Below are 22,976 nucleotides of genomic sequence, written 5' to 3'. Positions count from 1 at the left end.
CGATGATGCGTTCGGCCATCTTCGTATGCAGCATGGACCTGGTGAGCCTCAGCGATTGAATATTCCCCAGCCCACAGCCGTATCTCCACCGATATTCGTTGCACGCAAGGAAACCCTGTTGCCGTTGGCAACGTCTATCGCATAGCGTCTGCCTGTTCCCGCCGAGTCCGCACTCCACGCCCGATCACCGATGCCTGGGTTGTTGTTGTAGCTAGCGCGCATTGCATCCCATTCTCCAAGCGTAGGTAATGCTCCGCCTCTCTGTGTGGCCAGATCTCGGCACCAATACCACACATTGACTGAGCCCATGCCTTCAATCCGTCTGACATTGGATACGGTCACCGGATAGCTGGCACTGGCACCAGCGGTATCGGTCACGATCACATTGGCCGTCCCGCTGCCATAAGACACCGCTCGCCCAGTGGAAGGGTTGACCTCGATCACGTTGCCGTTGCTCGTCGAGTAGGTGTAGGGCGGTTGGCCGCCGCTGGCGGTGCGCTGCACGAAAGCGTTGGCGGGGGGGTGGGTCACCGGGTTGCTGTTGCGGTGGATCACGCCATTGAGTGTTGCCGTTGAGGTATCGATGGTCAGGGGCGGCGTCAGTGCGTTGATCCGCAGGTTCACGACAGGCGAGGGGACCGCAGCCCCTCCCGAGCCTCGGGTGACCAGGTACTGCACGGTTACCGTTCTGCCAGCATTGGCGTCTACCTGAGTCTTGGGAACAGAAAACGTGAGCCGACTTACGCTGCCGACAGTCTGTGGGGAGCCAGCGATTCCCGCAAAAGTCACCGACACCACATCACCGATGGCCATACCGCCGTAGACCTCGACCAGGACGGGCAGGCCGGTGGACGGGACATCTCCAGGTGGTAGTACATCGCCTGGTGCCAGGGGAATCACCGGTTTTGCAAGGACCAGCTCCTGGACCCTGTGTACAGTCCATACATCGGATTCAGGATTGTCTGCGTAGCGCCCTCGGACTTTGAAATCGTAGGTTTTCACGCTCAAGTTTGTCCGAGTGCTCGTCCAGCTGCCGTTCGCTGCGACAGGCTCGGTACTTATCACGCTAGCGCCATCAAGTACCTCGACCTGCTGGTTGGCTGATGCCTGACCGCTCAACACCAGGCTTGGCGAGGTTGTCGAACTGCCGTTTGGCACCTCTGTTCCCTTGTCGTCTTTTACGGAAACGATAGTGGGCCTGACCACAATGATCTTCTCGAGCGTGTAGAGCGCGTTTGGGAATACTCGGGCCTGCCCCTCGTTACTGGTGGCGTCGAATGCTACCGAAACTGTCGCCGTGAGGCTGGAGGCGCTGCTGAGCTTCTCCAGCTCGGTGCGCGGCAAGACCAGGTCCAGCCCTGCTGTTACCTGTTCAGGGACGACCTCTTCGCCTCGGGCCAGGTAGACCGTATGGGCCGAGCCATTTTCGAGGGTCCCGTCCACACGGATCCACACCCGTTGACCCACCGCTATCAATGGCCATGGTTCAACCTTGACCTGTGCATTGCCGGTGAAATTGTTGAGATCGAGTACCCTGGTGGTCGCGTTGGCCTGGGGAATCACAGGGGCAGGCAAATCGCTTTGCGCCAGGGTTCCCACCGCCAGCAGCATTGGCAAGGATAATCTTGCAGCCTGGCCACTGCGTGCTACTGCGTAGCGGAGGGTGACCGTCTTGCCCTGGCTGGCAGCCACCACGCTGACAGGCGCCTGGAAATCGACATAACCAAAGAGGCTTCCGGGTTGTTGGTCGCTCTGCCAACTGTCCGTAGCAGTGCTCCCGGACCAGTCTGCCGCCAGAGTGTCGCTGGGCAGCATGGCCGGATACTGTGCTCTTACGGTAGCGCCGTTGAGCGCGTCGATGGGGTCGAGCCTGTCGTCCGTTGCCTGCAGTACGGAAGGTGCGGGGTAATCTGTCTCAGCCCTGCGTGTGACCTTGAAAGTCAAAGGCTTCGAGACCAGGCCTTGTGCATGCAGTTGCTGCTCGTCCTCAGCGGTTGACATCGTCGACTCCTCAGGTTTCCAGCGGTTCATGGCGCAGTCTGAACGAGGCAGGAAACGAGTGAAACTGACAGAAATACCAGGTATCGCGCTGGCTCAGCGGGGTGTTGCGTCGCCTTGACCTGATTGCCCTCGCCGATGACCTTTCCGAACGTTGCCGCCAACCGGCAGGTTGCTGACAATGGGCTATCACTCTCCAGTCGGACCAGGCGGTCATGTCGCAGCAGATCTTCTTCGCCCATGCCAACGGTTTTCCTTCGGCCACCTACGGCAAGCTGTTCGCGGCCCTGGCCCCGGACTACCAGGTCTGCCACCTGGAGCAGCACGCCCACGACCCGCGCTTTCCGGTGGATGACAACTGGCAGAACCTGGTCGACGAGCTGCTGCATCATCTGGCGCAGCAGCCGGCCCCGGTCTGGGGCGTCGGTCATTCCCTCGGTGGTGTGCTGCACCTGCATGCCGCCCTGCGCCGACCCGAGCTCTACCGCGGTGTGGTGATGCTCGACTCGCCCGTGCTCACTCGCGCCGACCAATGGCTGATCCGCACTGCCAAACGCTTCGGTTTCATCGACCGCATCACGCCGGCCGGGCGAACCGAAGGACGGCGCGAGGCGTTTCCTGATCGCGACAGCGCGCGCAGTTACTTCGCCAGCAAGGCGCTGTTCCGCCAGTTCGATCCCGATTGCCTCGAAGCCTATCTCGAGCACGGTTTGCAAACAGTGGATGAGGGGGTGCGTTTGCGCTTCGACCCCAGCACCGAAATGCGCATCTACCGCAGCATTCCCCATGTCAGTCCGGCCCCTGCGCGCCAGTTGCAAGTACCGCTGGCCATGGTGCGTGGCGATCGCAGCCGGGTGATCCGCAAGCACCACGCCCTGGCGGTGCGGGCGATGCCACGGGGGGAATATCACAGCGTCCCCGGCGGGCATATGTTTCCGCTGGAGCGGCCCACCGATACTGCCAGTCTGATCAAGGGCCTGTTCGATCGCTGGAGCCAGGCATGAGCGCGCAGGTCGAGGAGATTCGTCTGAGTCTGGGCCATATCGAACTGGCCGCACACCTGTTCGGTCCTGCCGACGGCCTGCCGGTGATCGCTCTGCACGGCTGGCTCGACAATGCCAACAGCTTCGCCCACCTGGCCCCGCGCCTGAAAGGCCTGCGCATTGTCGCGCTCGACCTGGCCGGGCATGGCTACTCACAGCATCGTCCGGCCGGGGCGAGCTACAACCTGGCCGATTATGCCCATGATGTGCTGCGGGTTGCCGAGCAACTGGGCTGGGAGCGCTTTGGCCTGCTCGGGCATTCGCTGGGGGCGATCATCTCGGTGCAGTTGGCTGGCGCACTGCCCGAACGGATCAGCCATCTGGCGTTGATCGATGGCGTCATCCCGCCCACGGTCGCCGAGCAGGATGCCGCCGAGCGCCTGGGCATGGCGCTGCAGGCGCAGTTGCGCCTGGAGGGCAAGCGCAAGTCGGTGTACCCGACCCTGGAGGCGGGGGTGCAGGCGCGAATGAAAGGCATGGTTGCGGTCAGTCGCGAAGCTGCCGAACTGCTGGCCCAGCGTGGGCTCATGCCAGTGCCGGGTGGTTACAGCTGGCGCAGCGACAGCCGTCTGACCTTGCCGTCGCCGGTGCGCCTGAACGAAGCCCAGGCCATGGCGTTCGTACGGCGGGCGAGCTGCCCGGCCTGCCTGGTCGTCGCGGGGGATGGCATGTTGGCGCGCCACACAAGCCTGCTGGAGCAGCTACCCTTCGAGCAGGTGACCTTGCCCGGTGGCCACCACCTGCACTTGAATGACGAGCAGGGCGCGGCCCTTGTCGCAGACTGTTTCAATCGCTTCTTTGGCTTTGCTTGACTTGCACCGGACAAGTGTCGAGGCTTGGCGGGTTGAACAGGGAGACAACCATACATGCCAGACATTCACGATCTTCGCCACGGCGCCCGGCGCCGCAAGGATGGCCGATGAGCGCGCCGTTTTTCCTCCGCAGCGCCATCGCCGCCTGCTTCACACTTGCCAGCCCGCTGTTGTGGGCCGGCAGCCTGCCGGTGCCGGCTGACGCCAAGGTGGTCGACCAGCGCCCTGCCGTTGAGCAGGAACGGGTCTACCCGATGGGACCGATGCGCAAGATCAGCGGCCGCCTGCGGGTCGAGGGCAAGGTCGAAAGCCGTGGCCAGGTCAGTTCGGTCACCTATGAACTGCCGGTGGAGCGCACTGCCCGCGAGGCCTTTACCAGCGCCCGTGAAGAGCTGCAGCGCGACGGTGGTTATCCACTGTTCTGGTGCCAGGGCCGTGACTGCGGCGAGGCCAGCATCTGGGCCAACGATGTGTTCAACAACGCCCGCCTCAATGGCGGCGACGAGCAGCAGGCCTTCATTCTTTTGCGCCGCTCGGCCGAAGAGGCCGACACGCTGGTCGCCCTGTACAGCGCCACCCGCGGCAACCGCCGCGCCTACCTGCATGTCGAAGAGTTCGTCGCTGACAGCCCGCTGGGCGAAGTACTGCCGACGGCCGCCACGGTGCTGCGCGAGATGCGCGATACCGGCAAGCTCGACTACCCTGACCTGAGCGCGCCACAGCCTGCCTGGGTTTCGCTGTTGGCCCGCAGCCTGAACCTGGACAGCACCCTGCGCGCCAGCCTCAGCGGCCAGGCGGCGGAAGCCTGGCGCGAGCAACTGGTCAAGGCCGGTGTACGCAGTGCCCGTCTCGAAGTGGGTACGGCGCCTACCGATGGTCTGCATCTGGAACTGATTCGTTGAACGAGGGCCATCATGGCCAACAATGACCGTCTGCTGATCCAGATTCTGTTGCTGGCGCTGTTGGGCGCCGCCCTGTGGGTCATGGCGCCGTTCATCTCGGCGTTACTCTGGGGGGCGATCCTGGCCTTTGCCAGCTGGCCGCTGATGCGCTTGCTGACGCGTTGGCTGGGCGGGCGCGAAACCCTCGCGGCCAGCATCCTCACGACGGTGTGGATCCTGGTGGTCGCGCTGCCGCTGGTGTGGCTGGGCTTCAACCTGGCCGACCATGTGCGCGACGCCACCAACTTCGTGCGTGACGTACAGGTGGAGGGTTTGCCGGATGCGCCGGACTGGGTGCGTGGCATTCCCTTCATCGGCGAGCGCCTGGTCAACTGGTGGGAGTCCCTCGACCAGCAGGGCGCGGCCTTGATCGCGTCGGCCAAACCGTACTTCGGCCAGGTTGGCAATTGGTTCCTGGCGCGTAGCGCGCAGATCGGCAGCGGCGTGCTGGAACTCACGCTCAGTATCGTCTTCGTGTTCTTCTTCTACCGCGACGGTCCACGCCTGGCCGCGTTCGTGCAGCGCTTGCTGCAGCGCCTGGTCGGCGAGCGTGCCGAGTACTACATCGACCTGGTGGCCGGCACCGTGCAGCGGGTGGTCAACGGCGTAATCGGTACCGCCGCGGCGCAAGGGCTGCTGGCTCTGATCGGCTTTCTCATCGCCGGCGTGCCCGGGGCGATCGTGCTGGGCCTTGTGACCTTCATGCTCAGCCTGATCCCGATGGGCCCGCCACTGGCCTGGATTCCGGCCACCGGCTGGCTGGTGTGGAAGGGCGAGTACGGGATGGCGGTGTTCCTCGGGATATGGGGCACCTTCATCATCAGTGGCGTGGACAACGTGCTCAAACCGTACCTGATCAGCCGCGGTGGGAACCTGCCGCTGGTGATCGTGCTGCTCGGCGTGTTTGGCGGGTTGATCGCGTTTGGCTTCATCGGCTTGTTCATCGGACCGACCTTGCTGGCCGTCGGTTACAGCCTGTTGCTGGACTGGAGCCGGCATTCGGGGCAGGTCAAACCGTAAGCTGTTGCGGTCTCTTCGCGGGCAAGTCCGGGGCGCCGCGAAAAGGCCGCGACAGGCAGTCCGAAACCTGATCTTTACGCATTCTTTATGCCCTGACCCGCCCCCCGATCTCGTCTCTTTACGCCCCTCCCTCCGACAATTCCTCCAAAGCGGCCGACGCCGCAAGACGGGGAGATTCACAGATGAACATGCTCGACGGAGTGTCACTGCTGCTGGCAGTGGCGTTGTCCATTTACCTGCTGGTGGCGCTGCTGCGCGCCGATCGCAGCTAGGGAGCGGCCATGCACAGCTACGACTTCGCATTGCTGCTGGCGTTCCTGGCCCTGGTGCTGCTGCCAGCACCCTGGCTTGGGCGGTTCTACTACAAGGTCATGGAGGGCCAGCGTACCTGGCTGTCGCCGATCCTCGGCCCGGTAGAGCAGGGTTGTTACCGGTTGTCCGGGGTACGCGCCGAACAGGAGCAGAACTGGAAGCAATACACCCTGGCGCTGCTGGCCTTCAACCTGATGGGCTTCCTGGTGCTGTTCGCCGTGCTCCTGCTGCAGGGTTCGTTGCCGCTCAACCCGCAGCATCTGCCGGGCCAGGAATGGTCGCTGGCATTCAACACCGCCGTCAGCTTCATGACCAACACCAACTGGCAGGCCTACAGCGGTGAGGCTTCGCTCAGCTACCTGAGCCAGATGATCGGCCTGACCGTGCAGAACTTCGTCAGCGCTGCCACCGGCCTTGCCGTGCTGGTCGCCCTGTGCCGTGGTATCGGCCGGCGCTCAACCCACAACCTGGGCAACTTCTGGGTCGACATGACCCGTGCCACCCTCTACGGCCTGCTGCCACTGTGCATCGTGCTGGCGTTGCTGCTGGTGTGGCAGGGTGTGCCACAGACCTTCGCCGACTACGCCCACGCCGTCACCCTGCAAGGTGCCGACCAGAGCATCCCGCTGGGCCCTGCCGCCAGCCAGATCGCGATCAAGCAATTGGGCACCAACGGCGGCGGCTTCTTCGGCGTCAACTCGGCGCATCCGTTCGAGAACCCCACGGCCTGGAGCAACCTGTTCGAGGTGGCTTCGATCATTCTGATTCCGGTGGCACTGGTGTTCACTTTCGGCCACTACGTCAAGGACCTGCGCCAGAGCCGCGCGATCCTGGCCTGCATGTTGGGCCTGTTCCTGATCGGCGGTGCGGTCGGCCTGTGGGCCGAGTACCAGCCCAACCCGGCCCTGGACAGCGCTCAGGTGCAGCAAAGCGCGCCGATGGAAGGCAAGGAAAGCCGCTTTGGCACCACCGCTAGCGTGCTGTGGGCCGTGACGACGACCTCCGCCTCCAACGGTTCGGTCAACGCCATGCACGACAGCCTCAATCCGCTTACCAGCATGGTGGCGATGGTCAACATGATGGTTGGCGAGGTGATCTTCGGCGGCGTCGGCTCGGGCCTCTACGGCATGCTGCTGTTCGTGCTGATCGCGGTGTTCCTGGCCGGGTTGATGATCGGTCGCACACCCGAATACCTGGGCAAGAAGTTGCAGGCCCGTGAAGTGCAATTGTTGGTCGCGACACTGCTGGTGATGCCGGTTGGCGTGCTGGTGCTCGGCGCCATCGCCGCCAGCCTGCCGGGGCCTGCAGGCGCGGTGAGCAACCCGGGGGCGCATGGCTTCAGCCAGTTGCTGTATGCCTACACCTCCGGCACCGCCAACAACGGTTCGGCCTTCGGCGGCTTCGGTGCCAACACGGTGTTCCACAACCTGATGATCGGCCTGGCCATGCTGATCGGGCGCTTCGGCTACATCCTGCCGGTGCTGGCCCTTGCAGGCAGCCTGGCTGCCAAGAAAAGCGCGCCGCAGGGCCAGAACAGCTTCCCCACCCATGGCCCGCTGTTCGCCGGCCTGCTGTTGGTGACCATCCTGCTGGTCGGTGGGCTGACCTTCCTGCCGGTGCTGGCCCTGGGGCCGATCGCCGAACAGCTGAGCCTGGGTTTCTGAGGATCCGAACATGAACATGCCCATTTCTGAAGTGAAAGCTACCCGCGCCGTCGACCAGACCCGCTTCGCCGCGCTCTGGCGCACGGCCCTGGTACAGGCCTTCGTCAAGCTCGATCCGCGCCAGCTCAGGCGCTCGCCTGTCATGCTGGTGGTCGCCCTGACGGCTGTGCTGACCACGGTCCTGTGTCTGGTGCCCGGCAGTGGTGTGAGCACCGGCGTGGCGGTGCAGATCGCCCTGTGGCTGTGGTTCACCGTGCTCTTCGCCAACTTTGCCGAAGCCTTGGCGGAAGGCCGGGGCAAGGCCCGTGCCGATAGCCTCAAGGCCGGCAGCCATGGCCTGATGGCCCAGCGCCGCCTGGCCAATGGCAGCTTCGAAACCGTCGCTGCCACCGCATTGCGCAAGGACGATGTGGTGCGCGTGGTGGCCGGTGAGCTGATCCCGGGTGATGGCGAGGTGCTCGAAGGCATCGCCGCCGTCAACGAGGCGGCGATCACCGGCGAGTCGGCGCCGGTGATCCGCGAGTCCGGTGGCGACCGTTCGGCGGTGACCGGCAATACCCGGCTGGTTTCCGACTGGCTGCTGATCCGCATCACCAGCAACCCTGGTGAGTCGACCCTGGACCGCATGATCGCCCTGGTCGAAGGCGCCAAGCGCCAGAAGACCCCCAACGAGATTGCCCTGGATATCCTGCTGATCGGCCTGACCCTGATTTTCCTGATCGTAGTGGTGACCTTGCAGCCGTTCGCCCATTTCGTGGGTGGCAGCCTGCCACTGATCTTCCTCGCCGCGCTGCTGGTGACGCTGATTCCGACGACCATTGGTGGCCTGCTGTCGGCCATCGGTATCGCGGGTATGGATCGCCTGGTGCGCCTTAACGTCATCGCCCGCTCCGGGCGTGCGGTGGAGGCTGCGGGCGACGTGCACACGTTGATGCTCGACAAGACCGGCACCATCACCTTCGGTAACCGCCGCTGCAGCGCCCTGCACGCAGCGCCCGGTGTTACCGCCAAGGAGCTGGGGGAGGGAGCCTTGCTTGCCTCGCTGGCCGACGATACGGCCGAGGGCAAGTCCATCGTCGACTACCTGCGCCAGTTGCACGATTTCGACGAACCCGCTGCCGCGCAGTACAGCGCCATCGCTTTCAGCGCCGAGACGCGTCTTTCGGGTATCGACTTCGGGCAGCGCCACTACCGCAAGGGTGCCGTGGACGCGGTGCTGGCGTTCGTCGGCCTGCAACGCCTGGAAATGCCGGCTTCGTTGGCCCGTGAAGTCGAGCGCATCGCCCAGAGTGGTGGCACACCCTTGCTGGTATGCGTCGACCGCCACCTGCTGGGGGTGATCCACCTCAAGGACGTGGTCAAGCCCGGCATCCGTGAGCGTTTCGCCGAGTTGCGCAAGCTGGGTATCCGCACCGTGATGGTGACCGGTGACAACCCACTGACCGCCGCAGCCATCGCCGCCGAGGCCGGTGTCGATGACGTGCTTGCCGAGGCCACCCCCGAGAAGAAGCTGGCGCGCATTCGCCAGGAGCAGAATGACGGCCGCCTGGTCGCCATGTGCGGCGACGGTGCCAACGATGCTCCGGCCCTGGCCCAGGCGGATGTCGGCATGGCCATGAACGACGGTACCCAGGCGGCGCGCGAGGCGGCCAACATGGTCGACCTGGACAGCGATCCGACCAAGCTGCTGGATGTGGTCCAGGTCGGCAAGGAACTGCTGGTGACCCGTGGTGCACTGACAACGTTCTCCATCGCCAACGACGTGGCCAAGTACTTCGCCATCCTGCCGGCGCTGTTCGCCTCGATCTACCCGCAACTGGGTGTGCTCAACCTGATGCGCCTGACCAGCCCGCAAAGCGCGATCCTTTCGGCGATCGTCTTCAACGCGTTGATCATCATCGTGCTGATCCCCCTGGCCTTGCGCGGCGTGCGCGTGCAGGCGGCAAGTGCCGCGCACCTGCTGCGACGCAACCTGCTGATCTACGGCGTGGGTGGCATCCTGGTGCCGTTCGCCGGGATCAAGCTGATCGACATGCTGCTCACTGCCCTGCACCTGGTCTGAAGGAGAGACGAACATGAGCACCTACGTACGCCCGGCCGTGAGCCTGGTCCTGCTGATGACCCTGGTCACCGGCGCGTTGTACCCGCTGGCGGTGACCGGTATCGCCCAGGTCGCCTTCCCCGATCAGGCCAATGGCAGCCTGGTGCGCGATGAGCAGGGGCAGGTGCGCGGCTCGGCGTTGATCGCCCAGGAGTTCAAGGGCGACGGCTGGTTCCAGTCGCGTCCTTCGGCCGGCGCCTTCGCTACCGTCTCCAGCAGCGCGAGTAACCTGGCGCCAAGCAACCCGGCGCTGGCCGAGCGGGTCAAGACCGATGCGAGCGCGCTCTACCAGCCTGAGCTGGGGCCGGTGCCGCAGGCCCTGCTGACCACCTCCGGCAGCGGGCTCGACCCGCAGTTGCCGCCGGAGGCGATCGCCTACCAGCTGCCGCGTGTGGCGGCGGCCCGGCAGATCCCTATCGAGCGCTTGCAAGCGCTGGTGGATGAGGCCACTCTGCGGCCATTGGTCGGCCCGCCCGTGGTCAATGTGCTGGCCTTGAACCAGGCGCTGGAGCGGTTGGCGCCTGTTACTGAACGCTGATATCCAGACCATGTCGCGGCCATCGCGGGGCAAGCCCGCTCCTACAGGTTCACCGGTGTTCACGAGAACGGCGCAGTACCTGTGGGAGCGGGCTTGTCCCGCGATGGCCTGCGAAGCAGGCCCCGGCCCCTTACCAAAGGATCAAGCATGAGTGATTCCGCCCGCGCCGATGCGCTGTTGGCGAGCCTGCCCCGCAACGGTCGCGGCAGGCTTAAAGTATTTCTGGGCGCAGCTCCCGGCGTGGGCAAGACCTTCGCCATGCTCCAGGCCGCCCATGCCCAGCAGCGCCAGGGGGTGAAGGTGCTGGCGGCGGTGGTGGAGACCCATGGTCGTGCTGAAACCGAGGCGCTGCTCGGTGGCTTGGCGCAGCAGCCTCTGCTGCGCAGCGAGTACCGTGGCGTCACCCTCGAAGAAATGGATCTCGACGGCCTGCTCAAGGCTGCACCGCCCCTGGCGTTGGTCGACGAGCTGGCGCATACCAACGCCCCAGGTAGCCGCCACGCCAAGCGCTGGCAGGATGTTCAGGAACTGCTCGCTGCCGGTATCGATGTGTATACCACGGTCAATGTCCAGCACCTGGAAAGCCTCAACGACAAGGTTCGCGACATCACCGGCGTGCAGGTGCGCGAAACCCTGCCCGACTGGGTGCTGCAGGAAGCCTTCGAGCTGGTGCTGATCGACCTGCCGCCCCGTGAACTGCTCGAGCGCTTGCGCGAAGGCAAGGTCTACGTGCCTGAGCAGGCACGGGCGGCGATCGATGCGTTCTTCTCCCAGACCAACCTCACCGCCTTGCGCGAACTGGCCATGCAGACCGCCGCGGCCCAGGTCGATGCCGACCTTGCCCATGGCTACCGCCAGCGCGGCGAGCAGGCGCCGACCTTGCGAGGGCGCCTGCTGGTCGGGGTCGATGGCGATGAGCAGGCCGAGCGCCTGGTGCGCCATGCCAGCCGCGTCGCCCAGCGGCGGCATTTGCCGTGGAGCCTGGTGCATGTCGACAACGGCAGGCTGCGTGACGAGGGCGCGCGTCAGCGCCTGCAGGCTGCGCAGCAGTTGGCCGAGCGCCTGGGTGGCGAAGTCGTGGTACTCAGGGCCGGGGAGGTGGCGCGCACGCTCATCCAGCATGCGCTGGAACGGCGGGCGAGCCTGGTGCTGGTCGGCCAGTCTCGCGATCGCCTGCGCCGTCGCCTGTTCGGTGCGGGCGTCGCCGCACGCTTGCTGCGCGACAGCCGGGGGTTGGAGATCAACGTGCTCGACCGCGACGCTCAACCCGCAGCGACACGGGCGGTGGTCAAGCGCGCCTGGGTCTGGCGCCACTATTGGCTGGCGCTGCTGGCGACCGTACTGGCGGCGGGGCTGGCCTGGGCCGTGTCCAGCGTGCTGGCATTGCCGAACATTTCGCTGGTGTTCCTCGCGGCGGTGCTGCTGGTCGCGGTGCGCAGCAGCCTGGGGCCTGCGCTGGCCTGTGCGGCGCTGTCGTTCCTGACCTATGACTTCCTGTTCATCCCGCCGAACTTCTCGTTCAGCATCCAGCGTGAAGAGGATGTGCTGACCCTGGTGTTCTTCCTGCTCATGGCCGCCCTGACCGGCAACCTCGCCGCTCGCCAGCGCCGTCAGTTGCAGGCGCTGCGCGAAACCCAGGGCGAGACCCGGCAACTGCTCGACCTGTCGCGCCGCCTGACCGTGGCCACGGATCGCCAGGCGGTGTTCAGTGCCGCTGGCCAGCACCTGGACGATTGGCAGGATATCCAGATCTGCCTGCTCGAACGCGATACCGAGGGTTTGTTGCAGGTCGCCAGCGGCGGGCCGCAGGCTTTTACCGACAACGAGCGCGCCGCTGCCGAATGGGCCTGGCAACATGGCCAGGCGGCAGGGCATGGCAGCGATACCTTGCCCCATGGTCGCTGGTGGTGGTGGCCGCTGGCGGTCGACGAGTCTCCCATGGCCTTGCTGGGTGTGCAGCCCGCCGCGGGCGAGCCCTTGAGCGCACAGCGCCGACGCTTGCTGACGGCGCTGGCCGAGCCGCTGGCCCAGGCCCTGGCCCGCGCACGCCTGGCCGAGCAGCTCGAAGCTGCGCGCCTGCATGGCGAAACCGAGCAGTTGCGCAGCGCCTTGCTTGCCTCGGTGTCCCATGACCTGCGCACCCCGCTGACCGCCATGCGCGGCAGCATCGACAGTTTGTTGGCGCTGGGCGATGCGATCCCGCCGGATGATCGTCGTGAGCTGCTCGAAGGCACCCGCAACGAAGCCGAGCGCCTGGATCGTTACATCCAGAACCTGCTCGACATGACCCGACTGGGCCATGGCGGCCTGAAGCTTGCGCGTGACTGGGTGTCGCCCGGCGATATCGTCGGCAGTGCCCTCAACCGCCTGCGCGCGGTGCTTGCACCGCTGCGCGTGGTCACCGAGGTGCCCGCCGAGCTGCCACTGCTGTTCGTGCATGCAGCGCTGATCGAGCAGGCGCTGGTCAACGTCCTGGAGAACGCTGCGCGTTTCTCGCCGACCAATGGTCGCCTGGCGCTGCGGGTGGCGGTGCAGGACGAGCGCCTGTGCTTCTCGGTTGCTGACCAGGGCCCGGGCATCCCGGTGGCCGAGCGCGAGAAGATCTTCGACATGTTCTACACCGCTGCCCGTGGCGACCGCGGCGGGCAGGGCACGGGCCTGGGGCTTGCGATCTGCCAGGGCATGATCGGCGCCCATGGCGGCAGCATCCTGGTCGGCGAGGGCATCGATGGCCAGGGCACCTGCATCACTCTATGCTTGCCATTGCCCCCTCAACCCGACAGCGACAGTGAAGCCCCATGAGCCAAGCCGCCACCCTTCTGGTCATCGACGACGAACCGCAGATCCGCAAGTTCCTGCGCATCAGTCTCGTGTCCCAGGGCTACAAGGTGATCGAGGCTGCGACCGGTGGCGAAGGCCTGGCCCAGGCGGCACTGAGCAAGCCTGACCTTGTGGTGCTCGATCTCGGCTTGCCGGACATGGACGGCCAGCAGGTGCTGCGTGACCTGCGCGAGTGGAGCAGCGTGCCGGTGATGGTGCTCTCGGTGCGTGCCAGCGAGGTGCAGAAGGTCGATGCATTGGATGGCGGCGCCAACGACTACGTGACCAAGCCGTTCGGTATCCAGGAGTTCCTTGCCCGAGTGCGCGCGCTGTTGCGGCACAAGCCCCAGGCGGGCTCCGGGCAAGCGGCCAGTGCCAGCTTCGGTGCGCTGGTGGTCGATTTCGCCTATCGCAAGGTCACCCTCGACGGTGTCGAGGTGGCATTGACGCGCAAGGAGTATGCGCTGCTGGCGCAACTGGCCGGACATCCGGGGCGGGTGATCACCCAGCAGCAGTTGCTCAAGGATATCTGGGGCCCGACCCATGTCGACGACACCCACTACCTGCGTATCGTGGTGGGGCATCTGCGGCACAAGCTGGGTGACGATCCGACCGCCCCGCGGTACATCATCACCGAGGCGGGGGTGGGGTATCGGTTGGTGGCGCCGCCATCGGTTTAAATGTTGCGGGCGATGCATCAGGCCGCAGCCCATCGAGGGATATAAGCCCGGTCAATGGTGGCAGACGTCTTGCACCTTACCCTCTAGATTTCGTCAGGCGTGCTGGAAGCCCTGAATAACGATAACGAGGGACCCGACCATGACCACCGCCACCCAAGCGTCCAACGCCTGGCGCATCTTGTTCCTGCTGTTCCTGGCCAACCTGTTCAATTTCTTCGACCGCACCATCCCCGCGATCATCATCGAGCCGATCCGTCTGGAGTGGCACCTGAGCGACTTCCAGATCGGCCTGATCGGCACGGCCTTCACCTTGGTGTACGCCATCGCCGGCTTGCCGCTGGCGCGGATGGCCGATACCGGTTCGCGCGCCAAGCTGATGGGCTGGGGCCTGGCGGCCTGGAGCGGGTTGACGGCAGTCAACGGCATGGTCGGCAGCTTCTGGAGCTTTCTGCTGGTGCGCATGGGCGTGGGCATCGGCGAGGCCAGCTATGCACCCGCCGCCAACTCGCTGATCGGCGACCTGTTCCCGGCCGAGCGGCGCTCGCGTGCGATGGGCATCTTCATGCTCGGCCTGCCGCTGGGCTTGTTGCTGGCGTTCTTCACCATCGGTGCCATGGTCCAGGCGTTCGACAGCTGGCGCGCGCCGTTCTTCATCGCGGCGGTGCCCGGCCTGCTGCTGGCGCTGTTCATCTTCATGATCCGCGAACCTGCGCGCGGCGCTGCGGAAACCGTGGCCATCTCCCAGGCGCCGGTTGATCGTCCGCTGCGGCGGGTGCTGAGCGTACCCACGTTCGCCTGGCTGGTACTGGCGGGGTTGACCTTCAACTTCGCCTCGTACGCCTGCAACTCGTTCATGGTGCCGATGCTGCAGCGCTACTTCGCCTTGCCCTTGCACGATGCGGCCGTGGCAACGGGGATGATTGTCGGTCTGAGTGGCCTGGTGGGCCTCACGCTGGGTGGCTGGGTGGCCGACAAGGTGCATCAGCGCTTTGCCAATGGACGCCTGTTGTTCGCCGCACTGAGCATGTTGGTGGCCACCCTTGCCACCGCCTGGGCACTGCACGCCGGGCGTATCGAGCTGGGGCTGTTCGTCGCGGTGTTCGGTGTCGGCTGGCTGTTCTCCTACAACTTCTACACCTGCGTGTACACGGCGATCCAGGATGTGGTGCAGCCACGCCTGCGTGCGACTGCCATGGCGTTGTACTTCGCCGGGCTCTACCTGCTCGGCGGTGGCCTGGGCCCGGTGGTGGTCGGCGGGTTGTCGGATCATTTTGCCGTGTCGGCCATGGAGGCGGCGGGGCAGGGGGTGATGAGCGAGGCGTTCAAGGCCCAGGGGCTGCATGACGCGATGTACCTGATCCCGGTGGCGCTGATGTTGACCTTGGTGTTTCTGCTGGCGGCATCGCGGTGCTTTGTGCGCGACGCGCAGAAGATGCGCGAGGGGATGGTGCTCGAAGGCGAGGCAGTGACTGCCCGCGCCGCCGAAGCCTGAGCTCTAGCCGACTTGAGCCTGCTCACTCCTACCAGGGCTGAGCGGGCTCTTGGGTTTTGAACGAGTTAGTCGCTCTTTGTCATTGCACAAAGGCATTAACTGTTCGTCGCCTCCAGAAACGCTGCCTCCAGCAACTGCCGGGTATATGGATGTTGCGGCGCATGGAAGATCTCCTGCGCATCGCCTTGTTCCACCACGTGCCCGTGCTTGATCACCATCAACTGGTGACTCAACGCCTTCACCACCGCGAGGTCATGGCTGATGAACAGGTACGTCAGGTTGTACTTCAACTGCAAGTTGCGCAGCAGTTCCACGACCTGCCGCTGTACGGTCCGGTCCAGCGCCGAGGTTGGCTCGTCCAGCAGGATCAAGGCCGGCTTCAACACCAGCGCCCGGGCGATCGCGATCCGCTGGCGCTGCCCGCCAGAGAACTCGTGTGGATACCGGTGCCGTGTGCGCGGATCCAGCCCCACTTCCTCCAGCGCCGCAATGATTGCGGCTTCCTGCTCGGCGGGGGTGCCGATCTTGTGAATCCGCAAGCCCTCGCCAACGATATCGGCCACGCACATGCGCGGGCTCAGGCTGCCGAACGGGTCCTGGAACACCACCTGCATCTCGCGCCGCAGCGGCCGCACTTCCTGCTGGTTCAGCCCTTCCAGCGACTGTCCGTGGAAGCGAATCCCACCCTGGCTTGCGATCAAGCGCAAGATCGCCAGCCCCAGCGTTGATTTGCCTGATCCGCTCTCGCCGACGATCCCCAGGGTTTGCCCCTGCGGGAGGCTGAAATTGATCCCGTCGACGGCTTTCACATGATCGACAGTGCGACGCAGCAGGCCCTTCTTGATCGGGAACCACACCTTCAGGTCGTTGACCTCCAGCAGCGGTTTGCCGACCGCGTTCGCCGCCGGGCCGCCGCTGGGCTCGGCATTGATTAGCATCTGCGTATAGGGGTGCTGCGGGGTCTTGAACAGCGTCTCGCAGTCGGCCTGCTCGACGATCTTGCCGCACTGCATCACGCACACGCGGTGGGCGATACGCCGCACCAGGTTGAGGTCGTGGCTGATCAGCAGCAGCGCCATGCCCAGGCGTGCCTGCAGGGATTTGAGCAAATCGAGGATCTTGAGCTGCACGGTGACGTCGAGCGCGGTGGTGGGCTCGTCGGCGATCAGCAGTTCGGGTTCGTTGGCCAGGGCCATGGCGATCATCACGCGCTGGCGCTGGCCGCCGGAGAGCTCGTGGGGCAGGGCCTTGAGGCGCTTCTTCGGGTCGGGAATGCCGACCAGTTCGAGCAGCTCCAGGGTGCGGGCGGTGGCCTGCTTGCCGGTGAGGCCTTTGTGCAGCAGGAGGATCTCGTTGATCTGCTTCTCGATGCAATGCAGCGGGTTCAGCGAGGTCATCGGCTCCTGGAAGATCATCGCGATGCGGTTGCCGCGGATGCGCTGCATGGGCTTTTCGCCCAGGTGCAGGAGGTCCTTGCCGCCATAGTGGATGGTGCCGCCGGGGTGGCGGGCGAGCGGGTAGGGCAGCAGGCGCAGGATCGAGTGAGCGGTGACCGATTTGCCCGAGCCGCTCTCGCCGACCAGGGCGAGGGTCTCGCCCTTGCGGATGTCGAAACTGATGCCATCGACCACACGATTGACCTGTTCGCCGGTGACGAACTCCACCGCCAGGTCGCGCACTTCGATCAGGGTGTCTTGGTTCATGTCATTTCCTTGGGTCGAAGGCATCGCGGGCGGACTCGCCGATGAACACCAGCAGGCTCAGCATCACTGCAAGCACGGCGAAGGCGCTGATACCCAGCCATGGGGCCTGCAGGTTGGACTTGCCCTGGGCGACCAGTTCGCCCAGCGACGGGGAGCCGGCAGGCAGACCGAAGCCCAGGAAATCGAGGGCGGTGAGGGTGCCGATGGCGCCGGTGAGGATGAATGGCATGAAGGTCATGGTCGAGATCATGGCATTGGGCAGGATGTGCCGGAACATGATCGGGCCGTTGCGCATGCCCAGTGCGCGTGCGGCGCGCACGTACTCGAGGTTGCGCCCGCGCAGGAATTCGGCGCGCACCACGTCCACCAGGCTCATCCACGAGAACAGCAGCATGATGCCGAGCAACCACCAGAAGTTGGGCTGTACGAAGCTTGCGAGGATGATCAACAGGTAGAGCACCGGCAGGCCCGACCAGATTTCCAGGAAACGCTGGCCAGCCAGGTCCACCCAGCCGCCATAGAAGCCCTGCAGGGCCCCGGCGATGACGCCGACGATGGAGCTGGCGATGGTCAGCGTCAGGGCGAACAGCACCGAGATGCGGAATCCGTAGATCACCCGGGCGAGCACGTCGCGACCCTGATCGTCGGTACCGAGCAGGTTGTCGGTCGAGGGCGGCGCGGGGGCAGGGACCTTCAGGTCGTAGTTGATGCTCTGGTAGCTGAACGGGATCGGCGCCCACAGCACGAAGCTGTCCTTCTTTTCCAGCAGTTCGCGGATATAGGGGCTCTTGTAGTTGGCTTCCAGCGGGAATTCGCCGCCGAAGGTGGTTTCCGGGTAGCGTTTGAACGCCGGGAAATACCACTCGCCGTCGTAGCGCACGGCGATGGGCTTGTCGTTGGCGATCAACTCGGCACCCAGGCTCAGGCCGAATAGGATCAGGAACAGCCACAGCGACCACCAGCCGCGACGGTTGGCCTTGAAGCGCTCGAAGCGCCGGCGGTTCAGGGGAGAGAGGGCCATGTCAGTGCTCCCGGCTGGCGAAGTCGATGCGCGGATCGACCAGGGTATAGGTGAGGTCGCCGATCAGTTTCACCACCAGCCCCAGCAGGGTGAAGATGAACAGGGTGCCGAACACCACCGGGTAGTCGCGGTTGATGGCCGCTTCGAAACTCATCAGGCCCAGGCCGTCGAGGGAGAAAATGACCTCGATCAGCAGGGAACCGGTGAAGAAGATGCCGATGAACGCCGAGGGGAAGCCGGCAATCACCAGCAGCATGGCGTTGCGGAATACATGGCCGTAGAGCACGCGGTTACGGCTCAGGCCCTTGGCCTTGGCGGTGATCACGTACTGCTTGTTGATCTCGTCGAGGAAGCTGTTCTTGGTCAGCAGGGTCATGGTGGCGAAGTTTCCGATCACCAGCGCGGTGATCGGCAGCACCAGGTGCCAGAAGTAGTCCATCACCTTACCGGCAGTGGACAGTTCGTCGAAGTTGTTCGAGGTCAGGCCCCGGAGCGGGAACCAGTCGAAATAGCTGCCACCGGCGAACAGCACGATCAGCAGGATGGCGAAGAGGAACGCGGGGATGGCGTAGCCGACGATGATCGCCGAGCTGGTCCAGACGTCGAAGTGGCTGCCGTGGCGCACTGCCTTGGCAATCCCCAGCGGGATCGACACCAGGTACATGATCAATGTGCTCCACAGCCCCAGCGAAATCGACACGGGCATCTTCTCGGCGATCAGGTCGATGACCTTGGCATCGCGGAAGAAGCTGTCGCCGAAGTCGAGCTGGGCGTAGTTCTTGACCATGATCCACAACCGCTCGGGGGCTGATTTGTCGAAACCGTACATACGTTCGATTTCAGCGACCAGCGCCGGGTCCAGGCCTTGGGCCCCTCGGTAGTTGGAGCCGGCCACCGACACTTCGGCGCCGCCACCGGCGATGCGGCTGGTGGCGCCATCGAAACCCTCGAGCTTGGCGATCATCTGCTCGACTGGGCCGCCGGGGGCGGCCTGGACGATGATGAAGTTGATGATGAGGATGCCGAACAGGGTCGGGATGATCAGCAGCAGGCGGCGCAGAATGTAGGCAAGCATGTCAGTTTGCCTCGTCCACGAGTGGCACGCGTGCTTCGCTGATGGCAGGGGTCACGTCGGGCTTGATCCACCAGGTGTCGATGCCGATATCGTATTTGGGTGACACCTTCGGATGGCCAAGGTGGTTCCAGTAGGCGACGCGCCAGGTCTTGATGTGCCAGTTGGGGATGACGTAGTAACCCCACAGCAGCACACGGTCCAGCGCACGCGTGTGGGCGACCAGGCTCTGGCGCGAGTCGGCGTTGATCAGGTCTTCGACCAGTTGGTCGATGGCCGGGTCACGCAGGCCGATGGTGTTGCGGCTGCCCGAGCGGTCGGCGGCGGCGCTGGTCCAGTATTCGCGTTGTTCGTTGCCCGGCGAGTTGGATTGCGGGAAGCCGCCGACGATCATGTCGAAGTCGCGCGAGCGCAGGCGCGTGATGTATTGCGAGACATCGACGCGGCGGATGGTCAGGTCGATACCCAGGTCGGCCAGGTTGCGCTTGAACGGCAGCAGGATGCGCTCGAACTCGGTCTGTGCCAGGAGAAACTCGATCGACACCGGCTTGCCCTGGGCATCGACCATCTTGTCGTTCTCGATCTTCCAGCCGGCGTCCATCAGCAACTGGTAGGCCTTGCGTTGCTGCTCGCGAATCATGCCACTGCCGTCGGTGACGGGGTTGTGGAACACCTCGGTGAAGACCTGCTCGGGAATCTTGCCGCGCAGCGGTTCGAGGATCTTCAGCTCGTCGGCGGAGGGCAGGCCTGTAGCGGCCATCTCGGAGTTTTCGAAGTAGCTGCCGGTGCGGGTATAGGCGCCGTTGAACAGCTGCTTGTTGGTCCATTCGTAATCGAGCAGCAGGCTCAGGGCCTGGCGCACGCGGATGTCCTGGAACACGGGTTTGCGCAGGTTGAAGATGAAGCCCTGCATGCCGACCGGGTTGCCGTTGGGCAACTCTTCCTTGATCAGGCGCCCGTCGCGCACCGCCGGGACGTTGTAGGCGGTGGCCCAGTTCTTCGCGCTGACTTCCAGGGCATAGTCGAACTGCCCGGCCTTGAGTGCTTCGAGGGCGACGGCGGTGTCGCGGTAGGAGTCGAAGGTCATGGCGTCGAAGTTGAACATGCCGCGGTTGATCGGCAGGTCCTTGGCCCAGTAGTCCTTGACCCGCTCGTAACGGATCGAGCGTCCGGCCTTGACCTCGGCGACCTTGTACGGGCCACTGCCCAAGGGGATCTCGAGGTTGCCGCGGGTGAAGTCGCGGGTCTCGTACCAATGCTTGGGCAGCACCGGCAATTGGCCCAGGATCAGCGGCAGCTCACGGTTGTTGCTGTGCTTGAACTTGAACAAGACACGCAGCGGGTCCTCGACGATCACCTCCGAGACATCACCGTAGTACTGGCGGTACAACGGCGCACCTTGCTGGGTGAGGGCGTTGAAGCTGAACACGACATCTTCGGCGCGCATGGGATGGCCGTCATGGAAGCGTGCTTCAGGTCGCAGGTAGAAGCGTACCCAGCTGTTGTCGGGGGCCTTTTCGATCTTTCCGGCGACCAGCCCGTACTCGGTGAAGGGCTCGTCCTGGCTCTGGCGCATCAGGGTGTCGTAGATGATGCTGATGTTGTCGGCCGATACACCCTTGTTGATGAAGGGGTTGAGGCTGTCGAAACCGCCGAAGCTGGACTGGCGGAAGGTCCCGCCCTTGGGGGCATCGGGATTGACGTAGTCGAAATGCTTGAAGTCGGCGGGGTACTTGGGCGGTTCGTCGTAGAGCGTCAGGGCATGTTGCGGGGCGGCCAGAGCGGGCAGGCTCAGGCAGGCGAGCAACAGGCTGCAGGCCAGGCGCAGGCGAGGCGTCGGCATCATTTGGCTTTCTCCGAAGTCTTGAGCCACCAGCTGTTCAGGCCCAGGGTATAGGGCGGCGTGGTGACGAAGGCGAACCGGTTGCGGTAGGCCAGGCGATGGTTGTCCAGGTACCAGTTGGGAATCATGTAGTAGTGCCACGACAGCACCCGGTCAAGCGCGCGCGCAGCGGCGACCTGGTCATCGCGGGTGCGGGCGGCCATGAGCGTATCGAGCAGGTGATCGACCACAGGGTCCTTGATGCCCGCGTAGTTCTTGCTGCCCTTGACGGTGGCCTGGCTTGAGTGGAAGTACTGCCACTGCTCGAGTCCGGGGCTGAGGGTCTGGTTCAGGGTCATCAGGATCATGTCGAAGTCGAATTGGTCCAGCCGTTGTTTGTACTGGGCTCGGTCTACCGTGCGCAAGCGCGCGTCGATGCCGATGCTGGACAGATTTTCGACATAAGGTTGCAGGATGCGTTCCAGATTCGGGTTTACCAGCAGCAACTCCAGGCGCAACTGGCGGCCTTTTGCATCGACCAGGCGCTGGCCGTCGAGCTTCCAGCCGGCTTCGCCGAGCAGGCCCAGGGCTGTGCGCAAGGTCTGGCGGTCGATGCCGCGCCCGTCGGTCTGGCTGACCTGGTAGGGCTCGGTGAAGAGCTTGGCGGGCAACTGTTCGCGAAACGGTGAGAGCAGCAGCCATTCCTTGCCGGTGGGCAGCCCGCTGGCGGTGAATTCACTGTTGGGGTAGTAGCTGGTCGAGCGACGGTAGGCGCTGCTGAACAGGGCGCGGTTGGTCCACTCGAAATCGAGCATCAGCCCCAGGGCCTGGCGCACCTTCGGGTCGGCGAAGGCCTCGCGTCGGGTGTTCATGAACAGACCCTGGGTCTGGGTCGGAATCCGGTGCGGGATCTGCGCCTTGATCACATCGCCACGGCGGATTGCCGGGAAGTTGTAGCCATTGGCCCAGTTCTTGGCCTGGTGTTCGATGTAGATATCGAACTCGCCAGCCTTGAAGGCTTCGAAGGCCACGGTAGCGTCACGGTAGAACTCGAACTCCACGCGGTTGAAGTTGTACTTGCCGCGGTTGACCGGCAAATCCTTGCCCCAGTAGTTCTTCACCCGGCTGAACACCAGGCGCCGACCGGGCTGCACTTCGGTGATGCGATACGGACCGCTGCCCAGCGGAGGCTCGAAGGTGGTGGCCTTGAAGTCACGGTCTTGCCAGTAGTGCTTGGGCAGCACTGGCATTTCGCCCAGGCGCAGGATCAGCAGCGGGTTGCCGGCGCGCTTGAAGACGAAGCGGATACGCAGAGGCCCCAGAATGTCGACGCGCTGCACTTCCTGCAGGTTGGTGCGGTACAGCGGGTGACCTTCCTTGAGCAGGGTGCGGTAGGAGAAGGCCACGTCGGCCGAGGTGATGGGGTGTCCGTCATGGAAACGCGCCTCGGGACGCAGGTTGAACACCACCCAACTGCGGTCTTCGCTGTATTCCACCGAGCGGGCGATCAGGCCGTAGCTGGAGGTCGGTTCGTCGCCTGAAGGATCGTACTGGCCGGTGCCGACCATCAGGGTCTCGTTCAGCTCGTTGACGCCGTACTGCTGGAAGTTCGGCGTCGAAACAGGGCTGGTGCCCTTGAAAGTGTAGGGGTTGAGCGTGTCGAAGGTGCCGAATGCCATGGCCCGCAAGGTTCCGCCCTTGGGCGCCTGCGGATTGACCCAGTCGAAATGGGTGAAAGTGGCCGGGTACTTGAGCGTGCCGAACTGCGCATAACCGTGGCTTTCGGTCACGGTGGCGGCTGCGGGGAAGCTCAAGGCCAGGCTCAGTGACAGGAGGAGGGGTCTTATCAAGTCTGGGATCCGGTCAAGGCGGCGTTGGGCTTGGTCCGGCGTACAGTAACAGCTTGTCTGGAATGGAAAAAGGGTGGGGCGGGGGCG

General features: G+C 64.5%; 17 protein-coding genes. 11 read left to right on the top strand and 6 right to left on the bottom strand.

What is annotated here, in order from left to right:
- Nucleotides 1-48: 48 nt before the first annotated feature.
- Nucleotides 49-2,001: a hypothetical protein gene (locus ACK3BK_RS16770; protein WP_411382925.1), complete on the bottom strand. Its 1,953-nt coding sequence runs from the start codon at nt 1,999-2,001 to the stop codon at nt 49-51.
- A gap of 212 nt (nt 2,002-2,213) precedes the next feature.
- Between ACK3BK_RS16770 and ACK3BK_RS16765 the strand changes: the two genes are divergently transcribed.
- The 11 genes from ACK3BK_RS16765 (at nt 2,214) to ACK3BK_RS16715 (ending at nt 15,421) form a co-directional block, all read left to right on the top strand.
- Complete coding sequence (locus ACK3BK_RS16765) at nt 2,214-3,002, top strand: alpha/beta fold hydrolase (RefSeq protein ID WP_186666210.1); 789 nt, start codon at nt 2,214-2,216, stop codon at nt 3,000-3,002.
- On the top strand, nt 2,999-3,853 hold the full coding sequence (locus tag ACK3BK_RS16760) for an alpha/beta fold hydrolase (protein ID WP_186666208.1): 855 nt from the start codon (nt 2,999-3,001) through the stop codon (nt 3,851-3,853). The genes ACK3BK_RS16765 and ACK3BK_RS16760 overlap by 4 nt, the downstream gene beginning before the upstream one ends.
- Nucleotides 3,854-3,960: 107 nt before the next feature.
- Nucleotides 3,961-4,755: a DUF4892 domain-containing protein gene (locus ACK3BK_RS16755; protein WP_411382924.1), complete on the top strand. Its 795-nt coding sequence runs from the start codon at nt 3,961-3,963 to the stop codon at nt 4,753-4,755.
- A 12-nt stretch (nt 4,756-4,767) separates the two neighbouring features.
- Complete coding sequence (locus ACK3BK_RS16750; protein WP_186666204.1) at nt 4,768-5,814, top strand: AI-2E family transporter; 1,047 nt, start codon at nt 4,768-4,770, stop codon at nt 5,812-5,814.
- Between the two features lie 182 nt (nt 5,815-5,996).
- On the top strand, nt 5,997-6,086 hold the full coding sequence (kdpF, locus tag ACK3BK_RS16745) for a K(+)-transporting ATPase subunit F (RefSeq protein ID WP_082421007.1): 90 nt from the start codon (nt 5,997-5,999) through the stop codon (nt 6,084-6,086).
- A 9-nt stretch (nt 6,087-6,095) separates the two neighbouring features.
- Entirely contained in the window at nt 6,096-7,790 is a 1,695-nt protein-coding gene (gene kdpA, locus ACK3BK_RS16740; protein WP_411382923.1) for a potassium-transporting ATPase subunit KdpA, read from the top strand.
- 10 nt (nt 7,791-7,800) lie between these two features.
- Complete coding sequence (kdpB, locus tag ACK3BK_RS16735) at nt 7,801-9,852, top strand: potassium-transporting ATPase subunit KdpB (RefSeq protein ID WP_411382922.1); 2,052 nt, start codon at nt 7,801-7,803, stop codon at nt 9,850-9,852.
- 13 nt (nt 9,853-9,865) lie between these two features.
- On the top strand, nt 9,866-10,429 hold the full coding sequence (gene kdpC, locus ACK3BK_RS16730; protein WP_411382921.1) for a potassium-transporting ATPase subunit KdpC: 564 nt from the start codon (nt 9,866-9,868) through the stop codon (nt 10,427-10,429).
- A 147-nt stretch (nt 10,430-10,576) separates the two neighbouring features.
- Nucleotides 10,577-13,231: a DUF4118 domain-containing protein gene (locus tag ACK3BK_RS16725; protein WP_411382920.1), complete on the top strand. Its 2,655-nt coding sequence runs from the start codon at nt 10,577-10,579 to the stop codon at nt 13,229-13,231.
- Entirely contained in the window at nt 13,228-13,929 is a 702-nt protein-coding gene (locus tag ACK3BK_RS16720; RefSeq protein WP_186666194.1) for a response regulator, read from the top strand. The genes ACK3BK_RS16725 and ACK3BK_RS16720 overlap by 4 nt, the downstream gene beginning before the upstream one ends.
- A 139-nt stretch (nt 13,930-14,068) precedes the next feature.
- Nucleotides 14,069-15,421 (top strand): spinster family MFS transporter, encoded by a 1,353-nt coding sequence (locus ACK3BK_RS16715; protein ID WP_411382919.1) that lies wholly within the window; start codon nt 14,069-14,071, stop codon nt 15,419-15,421.
- 95 nt (nt 15,422-15,516) lie between these two features.
- Here ACK3BK_RS16715 and ACK3BK_RS16710 read toward each other — a convergent pair whose 3' ends face one another.
- Genes ACK3BK_RS16710 through ACK3BK_RS16690 form a run of 5 tightly spaced genes read right to left on the bottom strand, consistent with a single transcriptional unit; the run spans nt 15,517 to nt 22,889 of the window.
- Nucleotides 15,517-17,124, bottom strand: a complete 1,608-nt coding sequence (locus ACK3BK_RS16710) for an ABC transporter ATP-binding protein (protein ID WP_411382918.1) — start codon at nt 17,122-17,124, stop codon at nt 15,517-15,519.
- Between the two features lies 1 nt (nt 17,125).
- Nucleotides 17,126-18,145 carry an ABC transporter permease gene (locus tag ACK3BK_RS16705; RefSeq protein ID WP_186666185.1) on the bottom strand — a complete coding sequence of 340 codons (1,020 nt, stop codon included), beginning with the start codon at nt 18,143-18,145 and terminating at the stop codon, nt 17,126-17,128.
- 1 nt (nt 18,146) lies between these two features.
- Nucleotides 18,147-19,220, bottom strand: a complete 1,074-nt coding sequence (locus ACK3BK_RS16700; protein ID WP_186666183.1) for a microcin C ABC transporter permease YejB — start codon at nt 19,218-19,220, stop codon at nt 18,147-18,149.
- A 1-nt stretch (nt 19,221) separates the two neighbouring features.
- Complete coding sequence (locus ACK3BK_RS16695) at nt 19,222-21,063, bottom strand: extracellular solute-binding protein (protein WP_186708004.1); 1,842 nt, start codon at nt 21,061-21,063, stop codon at nt 19,222-19,224.
- Entirely contained in the window at nt 21,060-22,889 is a 1,830-nt protein-coding gene (locus tag ACK3BK_RS16690) for an extracellular solute-binding protein (protein ID WP_186708006.1), read from the bottom strand. The genes ACK3BK_RS16695 and ACK3BK_RS16690 overlap by 4 nt, the downstream gene beginning before the upstream one ends.
- Between the last annotated feature and the right edge of the window lie 87 nt (nt 22,890-22,976).

Origin of the sequence: Pseudomonas sp. L7 (assembly GCF_046605565.1) — a bacterium.
In the GTDB taxonomy this organism is placed as follows: Bacteria; Pseudomonadota; Gammaproteobacteria; order Pseudomonadales; family Pseudomonadaceae; genus Aquipseudomonas; species Aquipseudomonas wayambapalatensis.
Note: the sequence above shows the minus strand (reverse complement) of the source record. Positions and strands in the feature narration are given on the sequence as shown.